This is a genomic window from Chryseobacterium gilvum, from assembly GCF_025628965.1.
In the GTDB taxonomy this organism is placed as follows: domain Bacteria; phylum Bacteroidota; class Bacteroidia; order Flavobacteriales; family Weeksellaceae; genus Chryseobacterium; species Chryseobacterium gilvum.
In genome coordinates this window covers 674,799-697,899 of sequence record NZ_JAOTEN010000001.1, presented here as the reverse complement: position 1 = coordinate 697,899, position 23,101 = coordinate 674,799, and the positions used below count along the sequence as shown (strand labels likewise).

The 23,101-nt window shown below is 35.6% G+C and carries 21 protein-coding genes; 7 read left to right on the top strand and 14 right to left on the bottom strand.

Annotated elements, in window-relative coordinates; genetic code table 11:
• Positions 1–145: 145 nt before the first annotated feature.
• The gene (locus N0B16_RS03200) at positions 146–1,231 is read right to left on the bottom strand and encodes a carbamoyl phosphate synthase small subunit (protein WP_262989281.1); all 1,086 of its coding nucleotides are present in this window, start codon (positions 1,229–1,231) and stop codon (positions 146–148) included.
• A gap of 53 nt (positions 1,232–1,284) precedes the next feature.
• Complete coding sequence (locus N0B16_RS03195) at positions 1,285–2,175, bottom strand: aspartate carbamoyltransferase catalytic subunit (protein WP_262989280.1); 891 nt, start codon at positions 2,173–2,175, stop codon at positions 1,285–1,287.
• A gap of 280 nt (positions 2,176–2,455) precedes the next feature.
• Here N0B16_RS03195 and acs point away from each other — a divergent pair, with 280 nt between their 5' ends.
• The 5 genes from acs (at position 2,456) to nhaA (ending at position 9,406) form a co-directional block, all read left to right on the top strand.
• Positions 2,456–4,363: an acetate--CoA ligase gene (acs, locus tag N0B16_RS03190; protein ID WP_262989279.1), complete on the top strand. Its 1,908-nt coding sequence runs from the start codon at positions 2,456–2,458 to the stop codon at positions 4,361–4,363.
• Between the two features lie 66 nt (positions 4,364–4,429).
• A complete protein-coding gene (locus tag N0B16_RS03185; RefSeq protein ID WP_262989278.1) occupies positions 4,430–5,356 on the top strand; it encodes a DUF6438 domain-containing protein in 927 nt (308 codons plus the stop codon).
• A 192-nt stretch (positions 5,357–5,548) separates the two neighbouring features.
• Positions 5,549–5,911 (top strand): hypothetical protein, encoded by a 363-nt coding sequence (locus N0B16_RS03180; protein ID WP_262989277.1) that lies wholly within the window; start codon positions 5,549–5,551, stop codon positions 5,909–5,911.
• 116 nt (positions 5,912–6,027) lie between these two features.
• Complete coding sequence (locus tag N0B16_RS03175; protein WP_262989276.1) at positions 6,028–8,232, top strand: RelA/SpoT family protein; 2,205 nt, start codon at positions 6,028–6,030, stop codon at positions 8,230–8,232.
• A gap of 7 nt (positions 8,233–8,239) precedes the next feature.
• On the top strand, positions 8,240–9,406 hold the full coding sequence (gene nhaA, locus N0B16_RS03170) for a Na+/H+ antiporter NhaA (protein WP_262989975.1): 1,167 nt from the start codon (positions 8,240–8,242) through the stop codon (positions 9,404–9,406).
• 18 nt (positions 9,407–9,424) lie between these two features.
• On the opposite strand, the gene N0B16_RS03165 is transcribed toward nhaA, so the two are convergent.
• The 3 genes from N0B16_RS03165 to N0B16_RS03155 form a co-directional block, all read right to left on the bottom strand.
• Entirely contained in the window at positions 9,425–10,024 is a 600-nt protein-coding gene (locus N0B16_RS03165; protein ID WP_262989275.1) for a TlpA family protein disulfide reductase, read from the bottom strand.
• A gap of 229 nt (positions 10,025–10,253) precedes the next feature.
• Positions 10,254–10,622, bottom strand: a complete 369-nt coding sequence (locus N0B16_RS03160; protein ID WP_262989274.1) for a hypothetical protein — start codon at positions 10,620–10,622, stop codon at positions 10,254–10,256.
• A complete protein-coding gene (locus N0B16_RS03155) occupies positions 10,603–11,622 on the bottom strand; it encodes a YihY/virulence factor BrkB family protein (RefSeq protein ID WP_262989273.1) in 1,020 nt (339 codons plus the stop codon). The genes N0B16_RS03160 and N0B16_RS03155 overlap by 20 nt, the downstream gene beginning before the upstream one ends.
• A gap of 151 nt (positions 11,623–11,773) precedes the next feature.
• On the opposite strand from N0B16_RS03155, the gene N0B16_RS03150 reads away from it, so the two are divergent.
• Positions 11,774–12,247 carry a 23S rRNA (pseudouridine(1915)-N(3))-methyltransferase RlmH gene (locus N0B16_RS03150; protein ID WP_262989272.1) on the top strand — a complete coding sequence of 158 codons (474 nt, stop codon included), beginning with the start codon at positions 11,774–11,776 and terminating at the stop codon, positions 12,245–12,247.
• On the opposite strand, the gene N0B16_RS03145 is transcribed toward N0B16_RS03150, so the two are convergent.
• The 8 genes from N0B16_RS03145 to secD form a co-directional block, all read right to left on the bottom strand.
• The gene (locus N0B16_RS03145; protein WP_262989271.1) at positions 12,244–13,059 is read right to left on the bottom strand and encodes a tetratricopeptide repeat protein; all 816 of its coding nucleotides are present in this window, start codon (positions 13,057–13,059) and stop codon (positions 12,244–12,246) included. The genes N0B16_RS03150 and N0B16_RS03145 overlap by 4 nt on opposite strands.
• Entirely contained in the window at positions 13,056–13,622 is a 567-nt protein-coding gene (locus tag N0B16_RS03140) for a phosphatase PAP2 family protein (RefSeq protein ID WP_262989270.1), read from the bottom strand. Before N0B16_RS03140 ends, N0B16_RS03145 begins: the two co-directional genes overlap by 4 nt.
• Positions 13,622–13,954: a Sec-independent protein translocase subunit TatA/TatB gene (locus tag N0B16_RS03135; RefSeq protein ID WP_262989269.1), complete on the bottom strand. Its 333-nt coding sequence runs from the start codon at positions 13,952–13,954 to the stop codon at positions 13,622–13,624. Before N0B16_RS03135 ends, N0B16_RS03140 begins: the two co-directional genes overlap by 1 nt.
• A 68-nt stretch (positions 13,955–14,022) precedes the next feature.
• Positions 14,023–14,664 carry an SCO family protein gene (locus N0B16_RS03130; protein WP_262989268.1) on the bottom strand — a complete coding sequence of 214 codons (642 nt, stop codon included), beginning with the start codon at positions 14,662–14,664 and terminating at the stop codon, positions 14,023–14,025.
• Complete coding sequence (locus N0B16_RS03125) at positions 14,636–15,163, bottom strand: toxin-antitoxin system YwqK family antitoxin (protein ID WP_262989267.1); 528 nt, start codon at positions 15,161–15,163, stop codon at positions 14,636–14,638. Before N0B16_RS03125 ends, N0B16_RS03130 begins: the two co-directional genes overlap by 29 nt.
• A gap of 19 nt (positions 15,164–15,182) precedes the next feature.
• The gene (locus N0B16_RS03120; protein WP_262989266.1) at positions 15,183–15,944 is read right to left on the bottom strand and encodes a YHYH protein; all 762 of its coding nucleotides are present in this window, start codon (positions 15,942–15,944) and stop codon (positions 15,183–15,185) included.
• A 71-nt stretch (positions 15,945–16,015) separates the two neighbouring features.
• Positions 16,016–17,245: a TCR/Tet family MFS transporter gene (locus N0B16_RS03115; protein WP_262989265.1), complete on the bottom strand. Its 1,230-nt coding sequence runs from the start codon at positions 17,243–17,245 to the stop codon at positions 16,016–16,018.
• A 142-nt stretch (positions 17,246–17,387) separates the two neighbouring features.
• Positions 17,388–20,297: a protein translocase subunit SecD gene (gene secD / locus N0B16_RS03110; RefSeq protein ID WP_262989264.1), complete on the bottom strand. Its 2,910-nt coding sequence runs from the start codon at positions 20,295–20,297 to the stop codon at positions 17,388–17,390.
• A 215-nt stretch (positions 20,298–20,512) separates the two neighbouring features.
• On the opposite strand from secD, the gene N0B16_RS03105 reads away from it, so the two are divergent.
• Positions 20,513–21,874, top strand: coding sequence for a PQQ-dependent sugar dehydrogenase (locus N0B16_RS03105; RefSeq protein ID WP_262989263.1), 1,362 nt, complete (start codon positions 20,513–20,515; stop codon positions 21,872–21,874).
• Positions 21,875–21,888: 14 nt separating this feature from the next.
• Here N0B16_RS03105 and N0B16_RS03100 read toward each other — a convergent pair whose 3' ends face one another.
• Positions 21,889–23,100, bottom strand: a complete 1,212-nt coding sequence (locus tag N0B16_RS03100) for an Rv1490 family membrane protein (RefSeq protein ID WP_497006661.1) — start codon at positions 23,098–23,100, stop codon at positions 21,889–21,891.
• Position 23,101 lies beyond the last annotated feature (1 nt).

The window sequence follows — 23,101 nt, the reverse complement described above, 5'->3', positions numbered from 1 at the left end:
TGCTAGAAGCTAGATATTAGACTTTTTAGCATTGTATTTTTATTTTGACTTAATTTTCTCACACATTGTCATTCCGTAGGAATCTAAACTTTTTTGGAGATTTTTCATTACGCTTCGTTTCATTCCGAATGACAAACTAATCGTTTTATTGATTCTTCTTATTTTTAAAATCCTCCATTAAATAGATGAAATCATCAAATAAATAATTCGCATCTTCCGGACCCGGACTAGCTTCCGGGTGATACTGTACAGAGAAACAAGGATGAATTTTGTGCTTCAGCCCTTCGTTTGTTCTGTCGTTCAATGCGATATGCGTTTCGATTAAATCTGTTCCTTTCAAACTTTCCTGATCTACAGCATACCCATGATTTTGGGATGTGATCGCCACTTTATTTTTTTCTATATCTAAAACCGGGTGGTTTCCTCCTCTGTGTCCGAATTTCAACTTGAAGGTTTTCGCTCCGCAAGCCAAACCGATGAGTTGATGTCCGAGACAGATTCCGAAGATCGGAACTTTACCTAATAATCCACGGATCATCTCCAACGCTTTTGGGTTATCTTCCGGATCTCCAGGACCATTTGACAACATAATTCCGTCCGGATCCATTAATAAAATTTCTTCCGCCGTGGTATCTTGTGAAACGACAATAATGTCGCAGTTTCTTTGTGATAATTCTCTGATAATCCCAAGTTTAGAACCAAAATCTACAAGCACTACCTTAAAACCTCTTCCAGGATTTGCATAAGATGTTTTTGTAGAAACCTGCTCTACCTGATTGGTAGGGAAAGTGGTTGATTTTAATTCTTCAACAATTGAATTTTCATCTATATCACCATTGACGATTTTACCCTTCACTACTCCGGAATTACGAAGAATTCTTGTCAGTCTTCTGGTATCGATTCCTGAAATTCCTGAAAGGTTTTTCTTTTTAAATAATTCGTCTAAAGTAATCTGAGTACGGAAATTAGAAGGCAGGTCGCAAACTTCCTTTACAATAAGCCCTTTGATGGCAGGCTCGATACTTTCATAATCATCTCTGTTAATTCCATAATTACCGATCAGCGGATAAGTCATACAAACAATCTGACCGCAGTATGACGGATCGGAGATCAGTTCCTGATATCCAGTCATTCCGGTATTGAAAACCACTTCCCCTGCAGTTTCCCATTCTGACCCGAAACCTTCTCCATGAAACACTTCACCAGACTCCAGTATTAATTTTTTCTTCATTTTAACTTTTTATCTATTTCTACTTATTTTTGTATTCTGTAAGTTTTACCAATTTATTTAAAAGTAAATCCTTTTTCTTCCAAAGCGTTTTTAAGAATTGCCATTCTTGCAAAAACACCGTTCTGCATTTGTTTGAAAATTCTTGAGCGTTCACATTCAACCAAATCTGTATCGATTTCAACGCCTCTGTTGATCGGGGCAGGATGCATAATAATTGCCTCTTTTTTCATCATTTTTTCTCTCTCTTTCGTTAAACCGTATTTCCTGTGGTACTCTGAAGCCGAAAAACTCATTTGGGAATCGTGTCTCTCGTGCTGGATTCTCAATAGCATTAGTACATCAACCTCTTTTATTAATTCATCCACAGAGAGATAAGTTTCATTGATGACAGTTCCTTCGTCAAACCATTGTTCCGGACCTGAGAAATAGACTTTAGCACCTAATCTTTTTAAAGCTTCTGCATTGGAATTGGCAACGCGACTGTGTTTCACATCGCCCACAATCCCTACTTTCAACCCTTCGAATTTTCCGAACTCCTGATAAATGGTCATTAAATCGAGCATACATTGTGACGGGTGATTTCCAGTTCCGTCTCCCCCGTTAATGATCGGAATATTAATATTTTTTAAATCATCAAAATACCTGTCTTTTTTATCTCTGATTACCACGAGATTTACCCCTAAACTTTCAATTGTTTTTACCGTGTCGTATAAACTTTCACCTTTATTTACCGAGCTGTGAGAAGCATCGAAAGGAACAACCTGCAAACCTAATTTTCTCTCTGCAATATCAAAGCTCGTCTTTGTTCTCGTGCTGTCTTCAAAAAAAAGATTGGCACAGAAAACTTCACCATTAATTCTGGCCGTTTTTCCGTCAGCAAAAGCAAGGGCTTCTGTAATTATACTATTGATTCTTTCGTTGCTAAGCTCTGTAATCGTAAACATATGATCCTAATTTTTCACAAAAAAAAAGCGAAGACAAATCTTCGCTTAATAATAATAAATATCGTAAAGGGCATCGTTATAGCCCGGAAATTCTAATGATATAAATACTGTTTTATTCATTAGGCGCAAAGATATGACAAACCGCCGACATGACAAAATCTAATTTCAAAAAATAAAAACTTTAATTTATACTTCATTCTCATATTTTCTTAATATTTTAGAATACAGAATAATATTTGATTGCTGCTAATTCATTATAATTTAATTTCAGACCAAAAGTATGAGAAATTACATCATAGAAGACCTGCCCCACTACTACGAACAATATAAAAAATCAATTAAAAATCCCAAAAAATTCTGGGATGGCATTGCCGATAAAAATTTCGTGTGGTATCAAAGATGGAATAAGGTGGTAAAATATGATATGGACAAGGCAAAAATCACATGGTTCAAAAATGCGAAGCTGAATATTACCAAAAATTGCCTAGACAGACATCTTTCCATACGCGGAGAAAAAACAGCCATCATCTGGGAACCTAATGATCCTCAGGAAAAGTCACAGCATATTTCGTACAGCGAGCTTTACAGGAGAGTAAATAAAACAGCCAATGTACTGAAAGAAATGGGAATCAAAAAAGGAGACAGAGTATGCATTTATCTTCCGATGATTCCGGAACTGGCAGTTGTGATGTTGGCCTGTGCAAAATTAGGAGCGGTACATTCTGTTATTTTTGCCGGATTTTCAGCGGCGGCAGTCGCATCAAGAGTAAACGACTGCGGTGCGAAAATGATGATCACTTCAGACGGAAGTTACAGAGGAAGTAAGATCTTAGATCTGAAAAGTATTATTGATGAAGCATTGGAACAATGCCAAACCGTTGAACATGTTTTAGTGGTTAAAAGAACTGATAATAAAGTAAATATGCAGGAAGGACGGGATTTTTGGATGGAAGGCTTATTTGAAAAAACTTCTGCCGATTTTGTCACTCAAATTATGGATGCCGAAGATCCTTTATTTATATTGTACACTTCAGGATCAACCGGAAAGCCGAAAGGCATGCTGCATACCTGTGCAGGCTATATGGTGTATACAGGTTACACCTTTAAGAACGTTTTTAACTATCAGGAAAACGATGTGTATTGGTGTACCGCAGATATCGGCTGGATTACGGGACATTCCTACATTCTTTACGGGCCGCTTATCAACGGAGCTACCACTGTTATTTTTGAAGGAATACCCACTTATCCTGAGCCAGACCGATTCTGGGAAATTATTGAAAAGCATAAAGTTACACAATTCTATACCGCTCCTACTGCGATCCGTTCTTTAGCAAAAGAAAGTGCAGATTGGGTTGATAAGCATGATTTAAGCTCTTTGCGAGTCATAGGATCTGTGGGAGAACCCATTAATGATGAAGCTTGGCATTGGTTTAATGATCATGTCGGAAGAAAGAAATGCCCGATTGTCGATACATGGTGGCAAACGGAAACCGGAGGAATTATGATCTCACCGATCCCATTTGTCACCCCAACAAAACCTACATATGCGACACTTCCTTTACCGGGAGTTCAGCCCGTGTTAATGGATGACAAACGCAACGAAATCACCGGAAACCAGGTTACCGGAAATTTATGCATCAGGTTTCCGTGGCCGGGAATTGCAAGAACCATTTGGGGAGATCATCAACGTTATAAAGAGACCTATTTTACTGCTTTTCCGGGAAAATATTTCACTGGAGACGGTGCTCTGAGAGATGAAGTTGGCTATTACAGAATTACCGGAAGAGTGGATGATGTCGTGATCGTTTCGGGGCACAATTTAGGAACCGCGCCTATTGAAGACAGCATTAATGAACATCCTGCTGTAGCAGAATCTGCGATTGTAGGTTTTCCGCATGATATTAAAGGGAGCGCGCTTTACGGTTTTGTGATTTTAAAAGAAAGCGGAGAAAGCCGCCAGAAAGAAAATCTGAAAAAGGAAATTAATCAGCTGATTTCGGACCAGATCGGACCTATTGCAAAATTAGATAAAATTCAGTTTGTTTCCGGGCTGCCAAAAACGCGGTCAGGAAAAATCATGCGTAGGATTTTAAGAAAAATTGCCGAAGGAGATCTCAGTAATTTTGGTGACATCTCTACCCTTTTGAATCCTGAAATTGTTGAGGAAATTAAGATTGAAAGAATTTAGATTAATTTGAATAATTTAGAGCCTGATTAATTTTTAAACAGCCCTTTTACCAATTAAAACTTACAAATGAAATTTATTATTCTTTTGATCGGAATTATTCTCCTGCTGTCTTGTGAGAAAAAAAACCTTAATGAAAAGGAAATTTTAAAAATCATTCATTCACATGACGAATATAAAGACTTAGAATTAAAAACAGATTTCTCTTACGGGTATGATTATATTGATTCAATAAAAAGTTTTAGAGAAATCGTATATAAGGAGAATTTTAAGCCTATTTATGAGGCGGATTTCAATAATGACAGCAAGAAAGATTATTTAGTAAATCTCAGCTATTCAAAATCTAAAAATGAGGATAATATTGTGAAAATTTTTATTGAAGATGATCACAAAAATACTCTTTTGATATTGAGCAGCAAAAGAGGTTATCAAATTTTAAATCCCGGAAAGCAAAAAATTTATGATATCATTTCTGCCAAAATATTACGTCACAAAAATCGAGATTTGATTAAATTATTAAGTTTCAAAAAACATATTAATGATAGAAATGATATGTTACGATATGATACGTTAATGATTAAAAACAACCAATTGACAGAATTCACATCTACCAAAAATCATCATATTGAAAAAATAGTTTTTAATAAAAATGGCGGTTATGCACCGGGAAGAATCTACAGTTTAACATTAAAAAAGGACTCAACTATTCTTCACTCCTATTATTATAAAAATTTAAAAGGAAAATATTTGGGAAGGTATAATTTAAGTTTTAAAAATCTATCTAAATATCTAAATGAAATTAATTTCAGTAGTCTAAAAGTAATATACAGTATTGATTGTCAAGACTGTTCTTCTATTGAAACCGAAATTATTTTTGACAATGGAAAAACAACAAAAATATATGATTACGGAGAAAAAGGAACTTTAAGTCTTACAAAATTTTATGAAAAAATTGACACCATCATGAATAATCAAAAATGGGGAAAAATCAATTAATTATCCTTTAATAATTTCTATTCACGTAGATTATTAGAAAGATTTCTTAAATAATAATGGCTTTATTTAAAATAGATAATTTCTTAATTTCTACTAATTTTTTATAGATAAAATAAGAAATTGTAAAATATTTTAAATTATTATCAATATTTTTAAAAATATGAGTATCTTTAGATACCAAAACAAAATATTATGTCAAGCATTTTAGCAGGATTATTTGAGCGTCACAGTGATTATAAAAAACTTGAGTCTGATCTTGAAAATTCAGGTTTTGGAGATTCAGATTATATCGTGTATCTCAACGATGATCATCATTCTTCTTATTGGGCAAGTGTGGAAATCAAGAGCAATAACCATTCTGAAACGGCACAAGCTACTTTTGCGGATAATTTTGTTTTAAAAACATATCTGTTTGAAAATATGACGATCAATGAGGCTTCTTACACAAATCTGAAAAAATTTATCGACGCCAGAAGCAAGGCAGAAATTCACACCAGTCCGGATGTGAAAAGAAAACTTCAACACAGCGGAATAGATTCTGAGGTGAAATTTTAATTAAATAAAACTATTAACTGAAATCCGCAGCTATCCCTGCGGATTTTTCGCTTTATAAACATTGATAAATCCTATAATTTTTCGTATTTTCGTGTAAAATAAAGCCTTTTCCACAAATGAGTTATAATGTAGAGCAAGAGAGTAAAGAAATATTAGCGAGGTATAAAGACCTGATTTCTAATACATACAGGACTTTGGATGAAGAAAACAATAAACTCATTCGAAAAGCATTTGATATCGCGCTGGATGCTCATAAAGACCAGAGAAGAAAATCCGGGGAACCCTACATCTATCATCCTATTGCTGTAGCCAAGATTGTGGCCAAGGAAATAGGTTTGGGGGCGACATCCATCGCATGTGCCTTGCTTCATGATGTTATTGAAGATTCGGATTATACCTATGAAGACCTGAAGAAGATTTTCGGGGAAAGAATAGCCGGAATTGTAAACGGATTGACAAAGATATCGATCATGAACCATCAGAATATCTCTGTGCAGTCTGAAAATTACAGAAAACTGTTGCTCACGCTTTCAGAAGATTTCCGGGTTATCCTGATCAAAATCGCAGACCGCCTTCACAATATGAGGACGCTTGAAAGCATGGCGCCCGATAAACAGAAAAAAATCGCCTCAGAAACCGTATATATTTATGCTCCGATGGCGCACCGTTTAGGTTTGTATAATATTAAATCCGAACTGGAAGATCTTTCTCTGAAATACAACAGTCCTGAAGTTTTTAATGAAATTACCGAAAAATTAGAACTGGCCAAAGAAAACCGGGAACGCTACATTGATGAATTTAAGAAAGAAGTTTCTGAAAGATTACACGAAGAAGGACTGAATGTCACCATAAAAGGACGCGCCAAAGCCATCTCTTCCATTTACAGAAAAATGCTGAAGCAGGGCGTTACCTTTGAGGAAGTTTTTGACAATTACGCCATCAGGATTATTTATAAATCGGATGCTAAAAACGAAAAGTTCCTGGCCTGGAAAATTTATTCGATTGTAACCGATGTGTATCACAGTAATCCTTCCCGAATGCGGGACTGGATCACACAGCCACGTTCTACAGGATATGAAAGCCTGCATCTAACCGTACTTGGGCCGGATAAAAAATGGATCGAGGTACAGATTCGTTCCGAAAGGATGGATGATATTGCCGAAAAAGGCGTTGCAGCCCACTATAAATACAAAGAAGGGTACAAACAAACCTCCGATGACAGGAATTTTGAAAATTGGGTAACAGAAATCAGAGAAGTTCTGGAACAGCAGCAAAATCTTACCACTTCCGAACTTTTAGATAATATTAAACTGAATTTATATTCAAAAGAAGTTTTTGTCTTTACGCCAAAAGGAGAAATAAAAATTCTGCCCACTAATGCTACAGCTCTTGATTTTGCCTTTTCGGTACATTCTGATCTGGGAATGAAGTGTTTAGGCGCTAAAATAAACGGTAAACTGGTTCCGATTTCTTATGTTCTTCAAAATGGAGATCAGATTGACATTCTTTCTTCTCAAAACCAAAAACCTAAGTCTGACTGGCTCGAGTTTGTGGTAACGTCGAAAGCGAAATCAAAAATTAAGGGCTACTTAAATTCACAGAAAAACCAGCTTGTTGAAGATGGAAAAGAAATTTTACAACGAAAGCTGCGGCATGCGAAACTTAATTTTAATGATGAAGAAATCAATAAGCTGCAAAAGTTTTTTAATCTGAAAACTTCTCAGGAATTATTTTTAAAGTTCCAGACGAATGAACTGGATGCAAGCAGCATCAGAAAATACGTTGAAAGTAAAAATGTATTTAATAATCTGCTTTCCAGATTCAAAAGATCATCCAATAAAAGCCAGCATTACGAAGAGCCGAAAGAGATCAACCTTGATATGATTGTTTTCGGGAAAGATGAAGAAAAACTCAATTACAGCTATGCAAAATGCTGCACGGTAATTCCCGGAGATAAGATTTTTGGTTTTATTACCATTTCTGAAGGAATAAAAGTACACAGCGATACGTGTCCCAATGCGATTAATCTCAGAGCTCAATACGATTACCGGGTAATCCCTGCAAAATGGGTGAATGAAGAGAGCTTTAAAAACCGTATCAAAATTGAGATTGAAGGGCTCGACAGAATGGGAATGATCAATGATATTACTACCGTAATCAGCGGCGCAATGGGAATGGATATGAAAAGCATGTCGATAGAATCCAACAATGGGGTTTTTATCGGAAATATCAATCTTGAAGTTAAAAACCGGGGCCAGCTTGATGAAACTTTTAAAAAGCTGAAAGATATCAATGGCGTTTCAAAAGTCGTCAGAATTTAAGGTATTAATGAATTTAAGCATCTATTTTAAAAGATTTTTCAGCAACAGCCAGACATCGGGAATTTTGCTTATTGTCTGCGTAGGAATTGCATTGGGAATTGCCAACTCACCTTTAGCCCAGAATTTTCAGCAGTTTTTGAATCTGAAAATAGGTGTAGACGTATTTCATTTGAAATATGCTGTAAGCACTTGGATCAATGACGGCTTAATGGCTGTTTTCTTTCTATTGGTAGGTTTAGAAATTAAAAGAGAACTTTTGGAAGGTGAATTGTCATCGTTTAAAAACGCATCACTTCCTATTTTTGCCGCTGTTGGCGGGATGTTGGTTCCTGCTGTTATTTATACCCTATTTAATTATGGGACTTCGTTTGGAAGCGGTTGGGGAATTCCGATGGCAACCGATATTGCTTTTTCTCTTGCCGTTATTTCTATGCTGGGAAACAGAATCCCAAATTCTATTAAGATTTTTCTTGCCGCATTAGCGATTGTAGATGATTTGGGCGCTATTTTGGTGATTGCCATTTTTTATACAGATCAGATTCACTGGATGTATTTATTGATTTCTTTCGGGATTACGTCTTTCTTAATTTTACTGAATTTTTTAAAAGTAAAGAGAATCATTTTTTATCTTGTTCCAGGGCTTTTTCTTTGGTATTTTCTGCATCATTCCGGTATACATGCGACCATTGCAGGGGTTATTCTGGCTTTTACCATTCCAACCAACTTATCTGATACGGAAATTTCACCTCTGGAAAAACTGGAACATCAGCTTCAGATTCCGGTAGGTTTTATCATTATGCCTGTTTTTGCCCTTACCAATACCAATATTACTTTTAATAATGCAATGATTGACGGGCTTTTCAGCAATCTGGGAATGGGAATCGTCTGCGGATTAATTTTAGGTAAACTGATTGGGATTAATCTATTCTCTTGGATCGCTATACAGCTGAAAATCAGTTCGCTCCCCCAAAACAGTTTCTGGTTACAGATGTTGGGCGTTGGTCTTTTAGCAGGAATTGGCTTTACCATGTCTATTTTTATTGCTTTGCTTTCATTTAAAGACGAAACCGATATTCAGGATGAAGCTAAATTTGCCATTCTGATTGCTTCTTTTATTGCTGCAGTCGCTGGTTTTTTGGTTTTAAAGTTGAGTTCGAAGGAAAAGAGGTTATAGAGAATTAATCTTTTAAAATCACTTCTCTAATTGATCAAGTACTTTTTTAGTATACATTTGACTCACAGCATTATGATAACTTACAAAACGTATAAAATTACCGTTTTTATCTAGAATAAAACTGGTAGGATAGCTGGAAATTTCCATTTTTTCTAATAATGGTTTTTGGTCTGTTAAATGAATGAAATGATACGGTGTTTTCTGTAAAAACTGTTTTAAAAAATCTCCTTTATCAAAAGTAACCGCAATAAAATTCACTTTATCTTTATACTCTTTTTGCAAATTATTTAAATCAGGGATTTCTGACGTACAGGGATTGCAGTTCACAAACCAACAGCTTACAAAATACGGCTTTGCAGGATCTATTCTCTTATTTAAACGTATAATTTTCAGATTGGTGAAATTAATGTTCTTTTTAAAGGTTTGTTCAAAATAAATCTGATCGTTAAAATAATGCCACACAGAATTTGTAGATCTTACTTCGACATGCGGCAAAACAAAAGTGCTGTCGTTTTTCTTAAAAACCAAAGCGATTTTTTCTGTTAATTTCCCTTTTACAGAAACACTGTCTTTAAAATTCTTATATTCGGCTTCATTTAAAACCGTATTTCCTGTCACGAGATAGTACTTTTTTGAGAGAATCCCAAAATTATACAACATGTAAAGAAGAGAACAAGTATTTTTTCATCATTTTGTTTTAAAGTCTTCTTACTAACGTTAAAAAATAAAAAATTGATATGAATCAATTTAGATTTTAAGGTAAATACCAATTAATCATTAGAATAAACGGCTGAAATAGTAGTGCAATATCATGGCAAAATATTGAAAGATAGATAAGAAGTTTTAATTAGTTTTTAGCTACACTCCACGTTCCTTTCAAGGTTCCCATTTCCCAGGTTCCGGATTTGTTTTCCAAATTTCCGTACAATATAAAACCGGAAGGCGCTTTATCTACATTAAAAGAGGAGCCGATAAGTGCAGAAGAATAGATTTCCTGGCCGTTTCTGTTGATCTCAACTGTTGCATTTTTCTGAACATTAAATATTAGTGTTCCGTTTAGATCGCCTGTGTAAGAGCCTGTCCATTTTCCCATATATGCAGAAGTAAAATTTTCCTGCTCATTTTTTTCATGTATTTCGTCCAAAAAGACATCACATGACATCAACGTAAACAACAGAATGCCCGTTAAAAAATTTTTATAGATTATTATTTTCATTCGTGTGCGTTTTTTGAATAGATTTTCTTTTTTTAAGATGATTTTCATGATCTGCCATAGTAGAATGTTCTGAAGATTCTTTTTTAAGCTGATCAGACAATAACTTTTCAATTCTGAGCTTTCTGAGTGCCATATTCAGTTCGTTTCCGAAAAGAAGGAGATATACATTCACATTGATCCAAACCATCAGTAAGATCATACTTCCGATGGAACCGTATAACACGTTATATCTCGCAATATTTTTTACATAGATCGCAAACAGAAACGTGGTAAGCACAAAGAGGAATGTAGTTAAAATAGCTCCCGGAACCGCCTGTCTGAATCTGATGATTTTCACTGTTCCCAACCAATAAAACATCGCCAAAAGTAAAAAGTAAAATACCGGAAAAGAGACAAAACCAATGATTTTTGAAAGGTTCTTGACGAGCCAGGAAATATTATAAGCAGGCGTAAAAAGCTTAAGAACGACTTCAGAATAATATACTCCGAAAAGCGCCATAAAAACAATCGTGACAAACCCTATTGTTATAAAAAATGATAAAATGAATTCTTTTACATCCGTAAGTTTTTCTTCTGAATTTTCATTAAAGCCGTTAATTAAAGAAAAAGTACCGTTAGTCGCAAAAACAAGGGCAAGAAGAATTGTTAAATTACTGATTCCCTTCATGTTGGGAATAATGTTGTGTTCTATATAACTTCTTACATCACCTTCGATATTGGATGGGAAAATGTTATGCATTAACACTTCAAAAATGTAAAACTGAAGCTTATCATAATGAGGCATGTACGGAATAACAGACAGTAAAAAAAGAAGAAAAGGAAACAGGCTTAAAGTAAAACTCCATGAGATTGCGGCGGCCTTTTTACCAATTTTACCTTTGAAAACCCCTGCAAAATAGATCTGAAACAAATGCCAAAGAGATATTCCCAATACAGGAATATGTATATCTTTAAAGTATTCTTGAATTTTCAGGATAAATCCCGGAGCTTTTATACCCATTCTTTATGCGATAATTTGATCTGTTTTTTTGATTGTACGCTACAAATTTAGGTGAATTTATTTTAATCCCAATGACGACTTTTATATAGAAATAAATCTGTAAAATAAAAGTATTTAAATATCTTTGGATCCTCAAAGAAACTGCCATAATATGAGAATCAGCCTGCTCTGCATCGGGAAAACGGATGACAAAGAAATCAGCTCTTTGATCCATTATTATCTCAACCGTCTTCCCAAACACTGGAATTTTGAAATTATTGAGATTCAGGATATTAGAAATGCAAAAAATCTTTCGCCGGATCTCCTGAAAAAAGAAGAAGCTAAGTTATTCATGAATTACATCGACAAAAACGATTGGGTAACTCTCTTAGATGAAAAAGGAAAACAGTTCACAAGCAGAGAATTTTCCCAGAAAATAGACAGCTGGATGAATTCTTCAGTAAAAAAGATCCATATTCTGATTGGCGGAGCGTATGGTTTTTCAGATGAAATCTACACCAGAGCCAACGAAAAAATGTCATTATCTAAAATGACATTTACCCACCAGATGATCCGGCTGTTTATTGTTGAACAATTGTATCGTGCAGACCAGATTTTACAGGGAAAACCTTATCATAACGATTAATTTTTAACGGTGCATTTTGCATAAAGTTCCGCTAAAGCAGCTTTTTCAAACCCTGTAGCAACAGCTTTATCAAGATTGGTGCATGCTTCTTTTTCTTTTCCGCTGTCAAATAATATAGAAGCTTTCGTGACGTAAGACTGTGAGAATTTAGGATCTATTGAGATGGCCTTATTCACATCCAGAAGTGCCTCTTTATGCTTCTTAAGTTTAAGAAAAACATCTGCTCTTCCGTTATAGAGTAAAGATTCCGGTTTTTCGGAAAGTAACTGGTTGTAATCTTTCAAAGCACCTTCCAGATCATTGTTTCTTTTTTTAAGATTTGCCAATCCTGTTCTCGCAAGAATATTATCCGGCGCAAAGGTCAGAATCTGATTAAAATCCTGAGCGGCGAGATCTTTTTTGCCCAGATTTTCATATACTTTGGCGCGCGTAAGATACATTTCGGCATTTTGATTGTCGATCTGCAAGCCTTTGTTAAGATATTCCAAAGCTTTGGTCTTGCTTCCTTTCTGATTATGAATCGAACCTAAATTGGCATACACCGATGCCGATAAAGGATTTGACTTCAAAGCAGATTCATACGATTTAAAAGCCTGCGGAATTTTACCCAGACGTCTCTGTGCAGTTCCTAAATTGTTATAATATTCTGACTGAAATTTTTGGATCTGCTCTTTATCTGCCAGTTTTGCGTACTGCTCTTCGGCACATTTATAGTCTGCTTTTTTGAAGCACTCTTCTGCTGTTTTTTTATCCTGAGAATAGACGTTAAACGATAAAAGAGTTAAAGTAAGAAATAGTAATTGTTTTTTCATGGTTGTATGGTTTGTTTGCTGATTACTTTTTTTGCGAGCATAGCGAAGATCACTCCCAATAAAATTCCAACAAACGCCCCCACCAAAATATCTATCGGGAAATGCACTCCTAAATAAATGCGGCTGTATGCTACAACTGCAGCCCATACAAATATAACATAAGGAAACCAATTAAGGTTGTTTTTTAACAAAATACTTAAAAAAGTGGCCAGAAAAAACGTATTTGAAACATGGGCAGAGTAAAAGCCGAGCTCTCCGCCACATTTTATTGTTCTCATATAATGATTAACCGACGGGTCATAACAAGGGCTTAATCTTGCGACTCCGTACTTAAAAATTTCGGCTACCTGATCAGAGATGGTTACTCCGATTGCAGTAAACAGAAAAATATACAGAACATATTTCAGTTTAAAATTTTTGTAAATAAAATAGCAGAAAATAATATACAGCGGAACCCAGATCCATGTTCCGGAAATCATCGTCCAAAATGGGTCAAAAGCAGAATCTCCCAGATTATTAAGATACAGAAATATCTTTTTATCCTCAAGAATAATCTCTCTCATTATCGACTTACAGGACCTTCATAGGTTTCGTCTTCTGAAGGTTTTATTTTTGGCACTTCATCTGAAACAGGTTCCGGAAGGGTATCTTTCTGGAGATTTTTCATCGGGTCAAAATCTTTGGCTGCATCTTTTACTTTCTCGATCTCACGTTTGATTTCGGAAACGGGATTATCCGTTTCCTTCATGATTTCGGTTTTGATATCTTCTACAGCACCACGCATTTTTCTTACTCCGGATCCAAGATCACGAGCAATCTGAGGTAGTTTATCGGGTCCGAATAAAACTACAATTGCAATGGCAATGAGTGCCATTTCTCCAATGCTTAATTCCATGATGCTAAATTACAAAAGATATATGAATCCCAATATCAAATATGTAAGATTTAATAAAATATTAAGCTTTATTCTTTCTTTAAGACTGCAATATCTTCTACAAGCTGCTCAATATCTGTCTGCAAAGTTCCGTTGTAGATTCCTCTTATTTTTTTATTCTGATCTGCTAAAATTATATGTTCTGTATGCAAAAATTTTGTACTGTCACTGGTAAATCCTAAATCTTCTTCAGCAAAGTAAGACTTTCTTGCGAGGGTATAGATTTCACTTTTTTTCCCGGTCAGAAAATGCCAGTTGGGATTTTTGATCTTGTTGGCTGTTTTGAAATCTTTCAGTTTTTGCGGGGTGTCAATCCATGGGGTAACAGAATAAGAAAGCAGCATTACGTATGGATCTTTTCCGTATTTTTTATTTACAATTTCCAGATTTTTAATCATTACAGGACAAATACTTCCGCAAGACGTAAAAATAAAACTGGCGATATGTATTTTGTGATCTACCGTTTTTTCTGTAATCATTTTCTGATCCTGATCTGTGAAAGAAAATGGGGCAATTGTATGTGAAATTTCAGTTACAGCCTGCTTTTTAGAAAGAAAATGTGGTGTAAATTCAGGAGTGTTGTAATACGGTATTGTGCTGTTCTGTTTTTGACAGGAAACCATCAATATAAAAACTGCAAAACTACTTTTTAAAAATACTGTCCTTGACATTTACACAATTTTTAGTTCCTAATAATCCGTATCGTTTGCCTTTTTTCATGATATAATTTGAGCGTATTTTCCCATTATCATAAAACTGTTTCTGGCTTCCTTCTTCATAACCCATATTATAATGCATTTGCTTTACGAGTCTTCCTTCCCTGTTCCATTCTGAAAACCCTCCATGATTTTCACCCTTTAGAAAAGAACACGACAATTTCAGTTTTCCGTTATCCCACCATTCTTTCAAAGATTTAATTTTAATCCCGTTATCAAAAAAACGGCGTTGTTTTAATCTTCCGTTGGGGAAAAACTGTTTCCATTCCGCATGTTCTCTTCCATTTTTAAAACCCATTACTTCTGCCGTATCTTTCGTATTCGGATATAATGAATAAACCATACCGGTAAAAGGCTGATGATTAAGGGTAACCAAGCCGTTATTATTTTCCAGATTGATATCGCTGAAATAATAATATTTTAATTTTTTCTGGTCTTCAGGATGGCAAGCCAAAAAAAAGAACAATAAAAAACTAATTGCTGACCGTACCCGCAGTGCCATAAAACCCGTTTCCATTAATGTAAGGATCTGTACTTGTGATGTGATAATGATAGATTCCGTTTGGATAATCAGCTGTTGCCGAAGTGTGGCCGTGATACGCGTCTAACGAAGCACTCGCAACGGCGGATCCGTTTTCATCAGGGCCATAGACAGGAAAACCGTCCAATAAAAAACCTAATAATGCTGATTTTGAAGTTTTTACGGTGGTAAGATATTTTGGTTCGACATGATAATGATAATCACCACCTTGTGCAGGATGTCCCCACCACTGATCAAAAGAAACAATCTCACCCGATAAAGGCTGATTAGGACCTGCATACTGATTAAAAAACGGAACTCCGTTCAGTGAAACGCCAATCGGGCCTAAAGGGGTTGCAGAATGGGTTGAAGCAACGGTAGGATTTAAAGGAATTTTAAAAGTATAATTTTTAGTTGATATTGAATTTGGGTTTTTTGAAAACATATATCCTCCGAACGTGGTTCCCGAAAAACTTTCATATAAACTGTTGCTGGTAGGATAATAGACACTTTTATGATCGGGTGTACCGCTGGTTTTAATATATACATAGGTGCCATCTGACGTAATGCTCGAAGCGCCATATATTTTATTGTAAACAGCAGGGACCGTAGAAGAATTCGTTCCGGTTGTATCTTGGGTAGATGTTTCATCACTGCTGCAGCTTATAAAAAGGGAAGAAATCAGAAAGCTGACCAGTATTGTATTAAATTTCATATTTATGTTTTTTTCCAAATATATAAAAAAACACAATACAAAGTGACATTCTTTTTTAATATAATAAAGATTTACTCCTTTTTATGAGAATTTTGCTTATTAAAAGCAGAATAAGTAACGATGACACTTATTGTCATTAAAATGAATGCCAGAAAGAAAGGTGCTCCGGAAAATTTAAAAGGAGCTTTTTCATGGGTAAAATAATAAAACAGATTGGTCATCATGGGAGGACCTATAATTGCTGTTGCACTCATAAGACTTGTGAGTGCTCCCTGAAGCTCTCCCTGCTCATTGGATGGGACACTTTTGGTAATAACCGACTGCAATGCGGGTCCACAAATCCCTCCCAAACAGTATGGAATTAAGAAAACAAACATCATCCAACCTTCTGTGGCAAATGCAAATAACAACATTCCTAAAGCATAAAGTGCCAAACCATAGTAAATACTTTTCTCTTCGCCTAGTTTCGGGGTTGTCCAACGGATCAAACCGCCCTGTACCAAACCTACCAATAAACCTACCACTCCCAAAGAAATCCCGACCATTCTCTCGGTCCAGTCGAATTTATACATGGTGAAAAAACTCCAGTTGCTTTGTACGGCATGACCTGCAACATAGATTAAGATCAACGCGACGATCAACCCTGAAATTTCGGGATGTTTTCCCAAGAATTTAAATGATCCTACAGGATTTGCGCGTTTCCAGTCAAACTCTCTTCTTTTATCCTTATCTAAACTTTCAGGCAAAATAAAATATCCGTAAAGAAAGTTGAGCAGACACAATCCTGCCGCCGCGTAAAAAGGAACCCTGGAACCATAATGGCCTAAAATACCTCCTAAAACCGGCCCAATGATAAAACCAAGTCCGAATGCGGCACCAATAAGACCAAAATTCTTCGCACGGTCTTCATCCGTAGAAATATCTGCAATATATGCGCTTGCGGTCGTAACGCTTGCTCCGGTAACTCCTGCAATAATTCTTCCTGCAAAAAGCCACAAAATGGTGGGCGAAAGTGCCAATAAAATATAATCAATGGCAAAACCGAAAAGTGAAATTAGGATAATTGGCCTTCTTCCAAATTTATCACTTAAATTTCCAATAATCGGTGAAAACACAAACTGGGTAAAAGCATAGGCGAAACCCAGCCATCCTCCATATTTTGCCGCCTCACTGATGTCTGCATGAATGAGTTCTTTAATCAACTTCGGAACTACGGGAATAATAATTCCCCATCCCGTAATGTCGATTAAAAGCGTAATGAATATAAAGCCTATGGCTGCTTTCTTCTTTGAGTTTTCCATAACGATGCAAAAATAATCAAATCTGAAAGACAAATGATTCTAAATTACAGATACCTATAAAATGGTTTAATTAAAAAGGTGGTATCAATAAAAAAAAGCCTTTCAATTTGAAAGGCTTTTTTATTATTTATTAAAGTAATTATTACTTTGAAGCAAGTACTTCTTTATTGGAAGTTGTTTTACCGTGAACGTGATCTTCCTTCCCTGATTTCAGGAAGTCATATGCAATTGCCGAAGCAATAAATATGGATGAATACGTACCGAAAGCAATACCGATCAACATGGCAAACATAAATCCTCTCAAATTATCTCCTCCGAAGATAAAGATCGCAAGAATTACCAGAATCGTAGTAAAAGAGGTATTGAAAGTTCTACCCAATGTACTTGAAATAGAATCATCAAACAATCCTGCCAAAGTAAGAGCTTTTTTCTCTCTCAAATATTCTCTGATCCTGTCGAAGATAATTACAGTATCATTAATTGAATATCCCAATACCGTCAGAATCGCAGCAATGAAATCCTGATTGATCTCCATATTGAATGGCATAAATTTATGAAGCAATGAATAGGCTCCCAAAATAATAACCGCATCATGGAACAATGCTGCAACAGCACCGAGTGAAAACTGCCATCTTCTAAATCGTACCAGGATATAGATGAAAATACCTGCCAAAGCGGCGGCAACAGCCAGAATCCCATGTGTTTTAATATCATCTGCAACAGTAGGGCCTACTTTTTCAGAAGAAATGATTCCTGCATGGTCTTTATCAGCAGCTTTAAAATCTTTAATTGAAAGCGTTGCCGGTAAGCTTGATTTTAAACCCGTGTATAATTTCTGCTCAACAGTCTGATCTGCTTTCAGAGATTCATCTTCAATCAGATAATCCGTAGAAATTTTAAGCTGTTTTGCATTTCCGAAAGTTTTTGCTTCTACAGAAGAATTTTTTCCGTCTTCCGTTTTAAATACTTTGATCAAGTTTGCTTCAATATCTTCAGCATTAACATCTTTATCAAATCGTACTACATAGTTTCTACCTCCTGTAAAATCGATTCCGTATTTAAATCCGTGAATGGCGATTGAGGCAATACAAACTATTGTTAAAATTCCAGAAATGATATATGCATATTTTCTTTTCCCGATAAAATCGATCCAGGTATTTCTGAATAAATTTTTCGTCGGAGCCGTCCATACAGAAAGCTGCTTTCCTTTTTCTAATCTTGAGAAGATCATTACTCTTGAGATCAATACAGAAGTAAAGAAGGTCATCAAGATACCGATTCCTAACGTTAAAGCAAAACCTTTGATAGGTCCCGTTCCGAAAAGGAAAAGTACACCTGCCGTTAATAAGGTTGTTAAGTGACCGTCTACAATGGCACTCAAGGCATGTTTGAAACCATCTTTATAGGCTTCCATAATACTTTTTCCTGCAAATAATTCTTCTTTTGTCCTTTCGTAAATAATTACATTGGTATCTACCGCCATCGCCATGGTGAGCACGATCCCTGCAATACCTGGAAGGGTTAAAGTAGCATCTACGGAATCCATAATTCCGAAAATGTAGAACAAGTTGATAATCATTGCAATTACGGCAAATACACCTGCACCGCCATAATAGAAAATAATATATGCAATAATGATTAAGAACGCGATCCCGAATGAAACCATCCCCGCATCGATAGATTCCTGTCCTAATGAAGGACCTACCTGTGTTGCCTGTACTACTTTTGCACCCGCAGGTAATTTACCTGCTCCTAAAACATCTACCAATTCTTTAGCCTCTTCCTGAGAAAAATTACCTGAAATCTGCGTTCTTCCGTTTGGAATTGCATTGACAACATTAGGCGCTGTATATACTCTGTTATCCAAAGTTACGGCAACCGGTTTCCCAACATTTTTCTCTGTTAATGTTTTCCAGTCTTTGGCTCCTTTAGAGTCCATCTGCATATCTACAACCACTCTGCTCATCTGATCATAGCTGATGTTTGCACTTTCTACTGCACCGTCAACCGGAGCTTTCTGATTGATAGAACCTCTGATCGCATATAACACCAAGCTTTGATCATCGGTAGATTCCGGCTTGTAACCCCACATGAACTGGGTATATTTAATATTTGCAGGACGCAATGACTGGGCTACTTTACTGTTTAATATCTTATTAACAGCAGCCGTATCAGATAATTTTACGCTCGCTACTCCGTTTGTTTTTAATTTATCAAGCTGCAGGAGATTCATAAAGTTTACATTCTTAGCCACTCCCATGGAATCGCCTTTCACAGCAATTGTAGAAGTTAACGTCTGAAAGTAAGGAATCATTTCCGGTACTTGCTGTACTTCCCAAAACTGAAGTTTTGCTGAAGTCTGAAGCATTTTCTTTACCTTATCAATATCTTTCATTCCCGGCATTTCGACAGAAATTCTTGCCGTACCCGGAACTCTCTGAACATTGGGCTGAACTGCTCCCATTTTATCAATTCTCGTTCTGATCACCTCAAAAGCAGTTCCTACAGAAGCGTCTATTCTTCTTTTGATAATGCTCTGAACCTGCTCATCAGTTGTATTGAATTTGATCTCAGAAAGATTGGTATTTCCAAAAATTTCCGGATCTGCAAGTTTAAGATTGGCACCTCTTGCTTTGTTTACCGCATCAAACTGTACAAAGAAATTATCAATGTAAGATCTGGTAGAGTTTTTCTGTGCTTCATCAGTCTTATTTAAAGCTTCAATCAAAATAGGATTGGTAGAATAATTGGTTAAATCATTCACCAGATCTCTCTGATTGATCTCTAAAAGAACATTGATTCCCCCTTTAAGGTCAAGACCAAGTTTCATTTCCTTGTCTTTTGCTTTGGTGTAATAAAGTTCTGTAAAACCTAGATTCAGTGTATCCTTAGAAAGTCTTGCGATTTCTTTCTGATACTTTTCCGGATTGTCTCCTGCAATAGCAGTTGCCTGCCTTTCAATTTTGCCGGCGTACCATGTTGGTAATAGCTCATTTAAGCAAATTAACCCTAGTACAATAGCAACAATTGTAATAAGTCCTTTTCCTTGCATTTTGTTATAACTACGTTAAATTAAGTCGGCAAATATAATGATTTTCTTGATATTTTATGAATTTTTAAGAACAGAAATGGTTTATTTTCAGATATATCGGTATTTCTTATTCTATTAAAGATTTAATAATTTTAGGGTAGGATTTTAATGAATTTTTCAATTGTTCTTTGGTATGAAATTTTCATATAACATAAAACACTAAATATCAAAATATTATGAAAAAACTACTCTTTTCGGTAAGCATTTTTTCTTCTCTGGCTCTGAGCTCACAAAGTTTCCTTCTGGAAGAGTTTGCAACGGGTCTCACCAATCCTGTAGAGATTACCAATGCTAACGACAGCCGCCTGTTTGTAGTACAACAGAACGGAATTATAAAGATCATTCAGCCAAATGGAACCATCAATACTGCAGATTTTTTAAACATCAGCAGCAAAATAACTTTTAATGGGGAAAGAGGGCTTTTAGGACTCGCATTTCATCCTCAATATGCTACTAACGGTTATTTTTTTGTGTATTATAACAATACGGCAGGAAATATTGTAGTTGCGAGATACAGCGTGAGTGCAGGAAATTCTAATGTTGCGGATCCTGCTTCTGAAAAGATTTTATTAAATATCCCAAAACCTTTTGACAATCATAATGGCGGAAGCATTCACTTTGCTCCGGACGGAAATTTATGGATTGTCACCGGAGATGGCGGAAGTGGCGGAGATCCCAATAATAACGGGCAAAATAAAAATTCTCTTTTAGGGAAAATGCTCAGAATCGATGTGAATTCTTCCGCCGCATACAATATTCCTTCGGGAAACCCTTTTGTAGGTGTGGACGGTGCCGATGAAGTGTGGGCTTACGGATTAAGGAACGCCTGGAAATTTTCATTTGATCTGACGGCAGGAAATGTCATGATCGCAGATGTAGGTCAAGGTGCCATCGAAGAGATCAATACAATACCGCTTACAACAGCCGGTCTTAATTACGGATGGCGTTGCTATGAAGGAAACAGTGCTTACAATACTACAGGATGTGCTGCTTCTACAACGATGACTTTTCCGGTAGCGGTGTATGATCATTCCGGCGGCAAATGTTCTATTACAGGTGGATATGTATACAGAGGAACCCAATCTCCTACTCTTCAGGGAAAATATTTCTTTGCAGATTACTGTTCACAGCAAATAGGAATTTTAGATGCCGGAAATGCAATAACCTGGAGTACGGCTTATACAGGAAACAATTTTGCAACTTTCGGGGAAGATAATCTTAAAGAATTGTACGTTGCGGCAGTGAACAACGGGAAAATTTATAAAATCAAAACCAGTACCTTAGGAATACAGGAAGCAACTTTCAGTGGCGTAAAAATTTACCCAAATCCTGCTTCTGAACGAGTTTTTGTTGAAGGCTTAAAAGACCGCAATATGACCGCTGAAATTATCAGTGCAGAAGGCAGAAAAGTTGTAGACGAAATAAAATTAGACAGTGATAACGGAATTAATATCACCGGAATACCGGCAGGAGTATATTATATCAATATCAAATCTGGTGACCTGAAATCTTACAGTCAGAAATTAATCATTAAATAAAAAAAAACAAAACCTCATGATCTACTCATGGGGTTTTTTATATAGTAGATTATCCCTAAGCTTAGAGGTAATAAAATCAACATCCTATCTGTTAAAGAAAATCTTTCTGCTTCACCATCAAATAAAGGGGTAGAAACTAAAGATAAGAAAAGCATACAAACAATAAAAAGAATCCACACCCATAAAGGATTTTTTTCGGGAAATTGTTCATTTCTGTATTCCGAATTCAAAACCCAATAAGCAAGAAATAATATGATGTAAGGAAAAGACCAAATCCTGTAGGTATCCCAAGCAATTGAATGCAGTAATAATGGAAATAGTACCGAAATTCCTAGTATAATTAATAGATAAATATTAAGCGTATTAAATTTTTTATAGGTTAAAAACATCATAAATAAAATAGGAATCCCATAAAATATTGAGCATTTTGAAACAAATATTCTTTGAAAAAAATAACCGCTTTCTTCTTTCAAATAATACGTAAATGTATGAGTATAAGCTGATGCAACGGAGTCGGCGGAAAAATCACTTATAAAACTAATATTTTTTAAATATCCTATTATTTTCGTAAAATAATCACTCCCATTTATTTCCTGATAGACAGAAACGATAATGGTTGCCAAAACCGGGAGTAGTAAAAACACAGAATATTTTTTGATCACCTGTTTAGTAAAAATGTTATTAAAGGTGAATTTTTTATCTTTAAATTCAATCACTAACAAAGTAAACAGACAAATAGGGAGCATTAAAAAAAAAGAAATCTCATGAATAAAAATTGCAATTGTCATTAAAATCGATGGTATAAAAACCATTTTTTTTCTGATCAAATAGATACAAAGTATAGTCATCAGAAGAATTAAATGATCAAAGTACCCTATCAAATGTGCAGAAAATACGATATACTGGGAAAGAAAAAAAAGAATAAAAAACAAGGCATTATAGCTGATCATTTCAGGCTTTTTCAAATCCGCATTTCTTACCGCAATATATATTAAAACAAAATACAGTACACCTAAAATAGCAGCAGAAAGAATAAAAATACTGAATTCACTTTTATTTGAAAAAAGACCAAAGATTTCACCGGCAAGTCCTCTTTTTATGAACCCGAACCTGTAGTCGAGCATCCAATGTGCTTCTGACCAGTCGTTGGGAAATCTGATGGTCTTTAAAACACTAAAAATGAGTGCATAGAGCACAATCAGAATAAAGAGCGCCCTGCGATTCATA

Coding starts and splice junctions, on each gene's coding strand:
- N0B16_RS03200 (WP_262989281.1), bottom strand. CDS start 1,231: ATGAAGAAAAAATTAATACTGGAGTCTGGTGAAGTGTTTCATGGAGAA.
- N0B16_RS03195 (WP_262989280.1), bottom strand. CDS start 2,175: ATGTTTACGATTACAGAGCTTAGCAACGAAAGAATCAATAGTATAATT.
- acs (WP_262989279.1), top strand. CDS start 2,456: ATGAGAAATTACATCATAGAAGACCTGCCCCACTACTACGAACAATAT.
- N0B16_RS03185 (WP_262989278.1), top strand. CDS start 4,430: ATGAAATTTATTATTCTTTTGATCGGAATTATTCTCCTGCTGTCTTGT.
- N0B16_RS03180 (WP_262989277.1), top strand. CDS start 5,549: ATGTCAAGCATTTTAGCAGGATTATTTGAGCGTCACAGTGATTATAAA.
- N0B16_RS03175 (WP_262989276.1), top strand. CDS start 6,028: ATGAGTTATAATGTAGAGCAAGAGAGTAAAGAAATATTAGCGAGGTAT.
- nhaA (WP_262989975.1), top strand. CDS start 8,240: ATGAATTTAAGCATCTATTTTAAAAGATTTTTCAGCAACAGCCAGACA.
- N0B16_RS03160 (WP_262989274.1), bottom strand. CDS start 10,622: ATGAAAATAATAATCTATAAAAATTTTTTAACGGGCATTCTGTTGTTT.
- N0B16_RS03155 (WP_262989273.1), bottom strand. CDS start 11,622: ATGGGTATAAAAGCTCCGGGATTTATCCTGAAAATTCAAGAATACTTT.
- N0B16_RS03150 (WP_262989272.1), top strand. CDS start 11,774: ATGAGAATCAGCCTGCTCTGCATCGGGAAAACGGATGACAAAGAAATC.
- N0B16_RS03145 (WP_262989271.1), bottom strand. CDS start 13,059: ATGAAAAAACAATTACTATTTCTTACTTTAACTCTTTTATCGTTTAAC.
- N0B16_RS03140 (WP_262989270.1), bottom strand. CDS start 13,622: ATGAGAGAGATTATTCTTGAGGATAAAAAGATATTTCTGTATCTTAAT.
- N0B16_RS03135 (WP_262989269.1), bottom strand. CDS start 13,954: ATGGAATTAAGCATTGGAGAAATGGCACTCATTGCCATTGCAATTGTA.
- N0B16_RS03130 (WP_262989268.1), bottom strand. CDS start 14,664: ATGTCAAGGACAGTATTTTTAAAAAGTAGTTTTGCAGTTTTTATATTG.
- N0B16_RS03120 (WP_262989266.1), bottom strand. CDS start 15,944: ATGAAATTTAATACAATACTGGTCAGCTTTCTGATTTCTTCCCTTTTT.
- N0B16_RS03115 (WP_262989265.1), bottom strand. CDS start 17,245: ATGGAAAACTCAAAGAAGAAAGCAGCCATAGGCTTTATATTCATTACG.
- secD (WP_262989264.1), bottom strand. CDS start 20,297: ATGCAAGGAAAAGGACTTATTACAATTGTTGCTATTGTACTAGGGTTA.
- N0B16_RS03105 (WP_262989263.1), top strand. CDS start 20,513: ATGAAAAAACTACTCTTTTCGGTAAGCATTTTTTCTTCTCTGGCTCTG.
- N0B16_RS03100 (WP_497006661.1), bottom strand. CDS start 23,100: ATGAATCGCAGGGCGCTCTTTATTCTGATTGTGCTCTATGCACTCATT.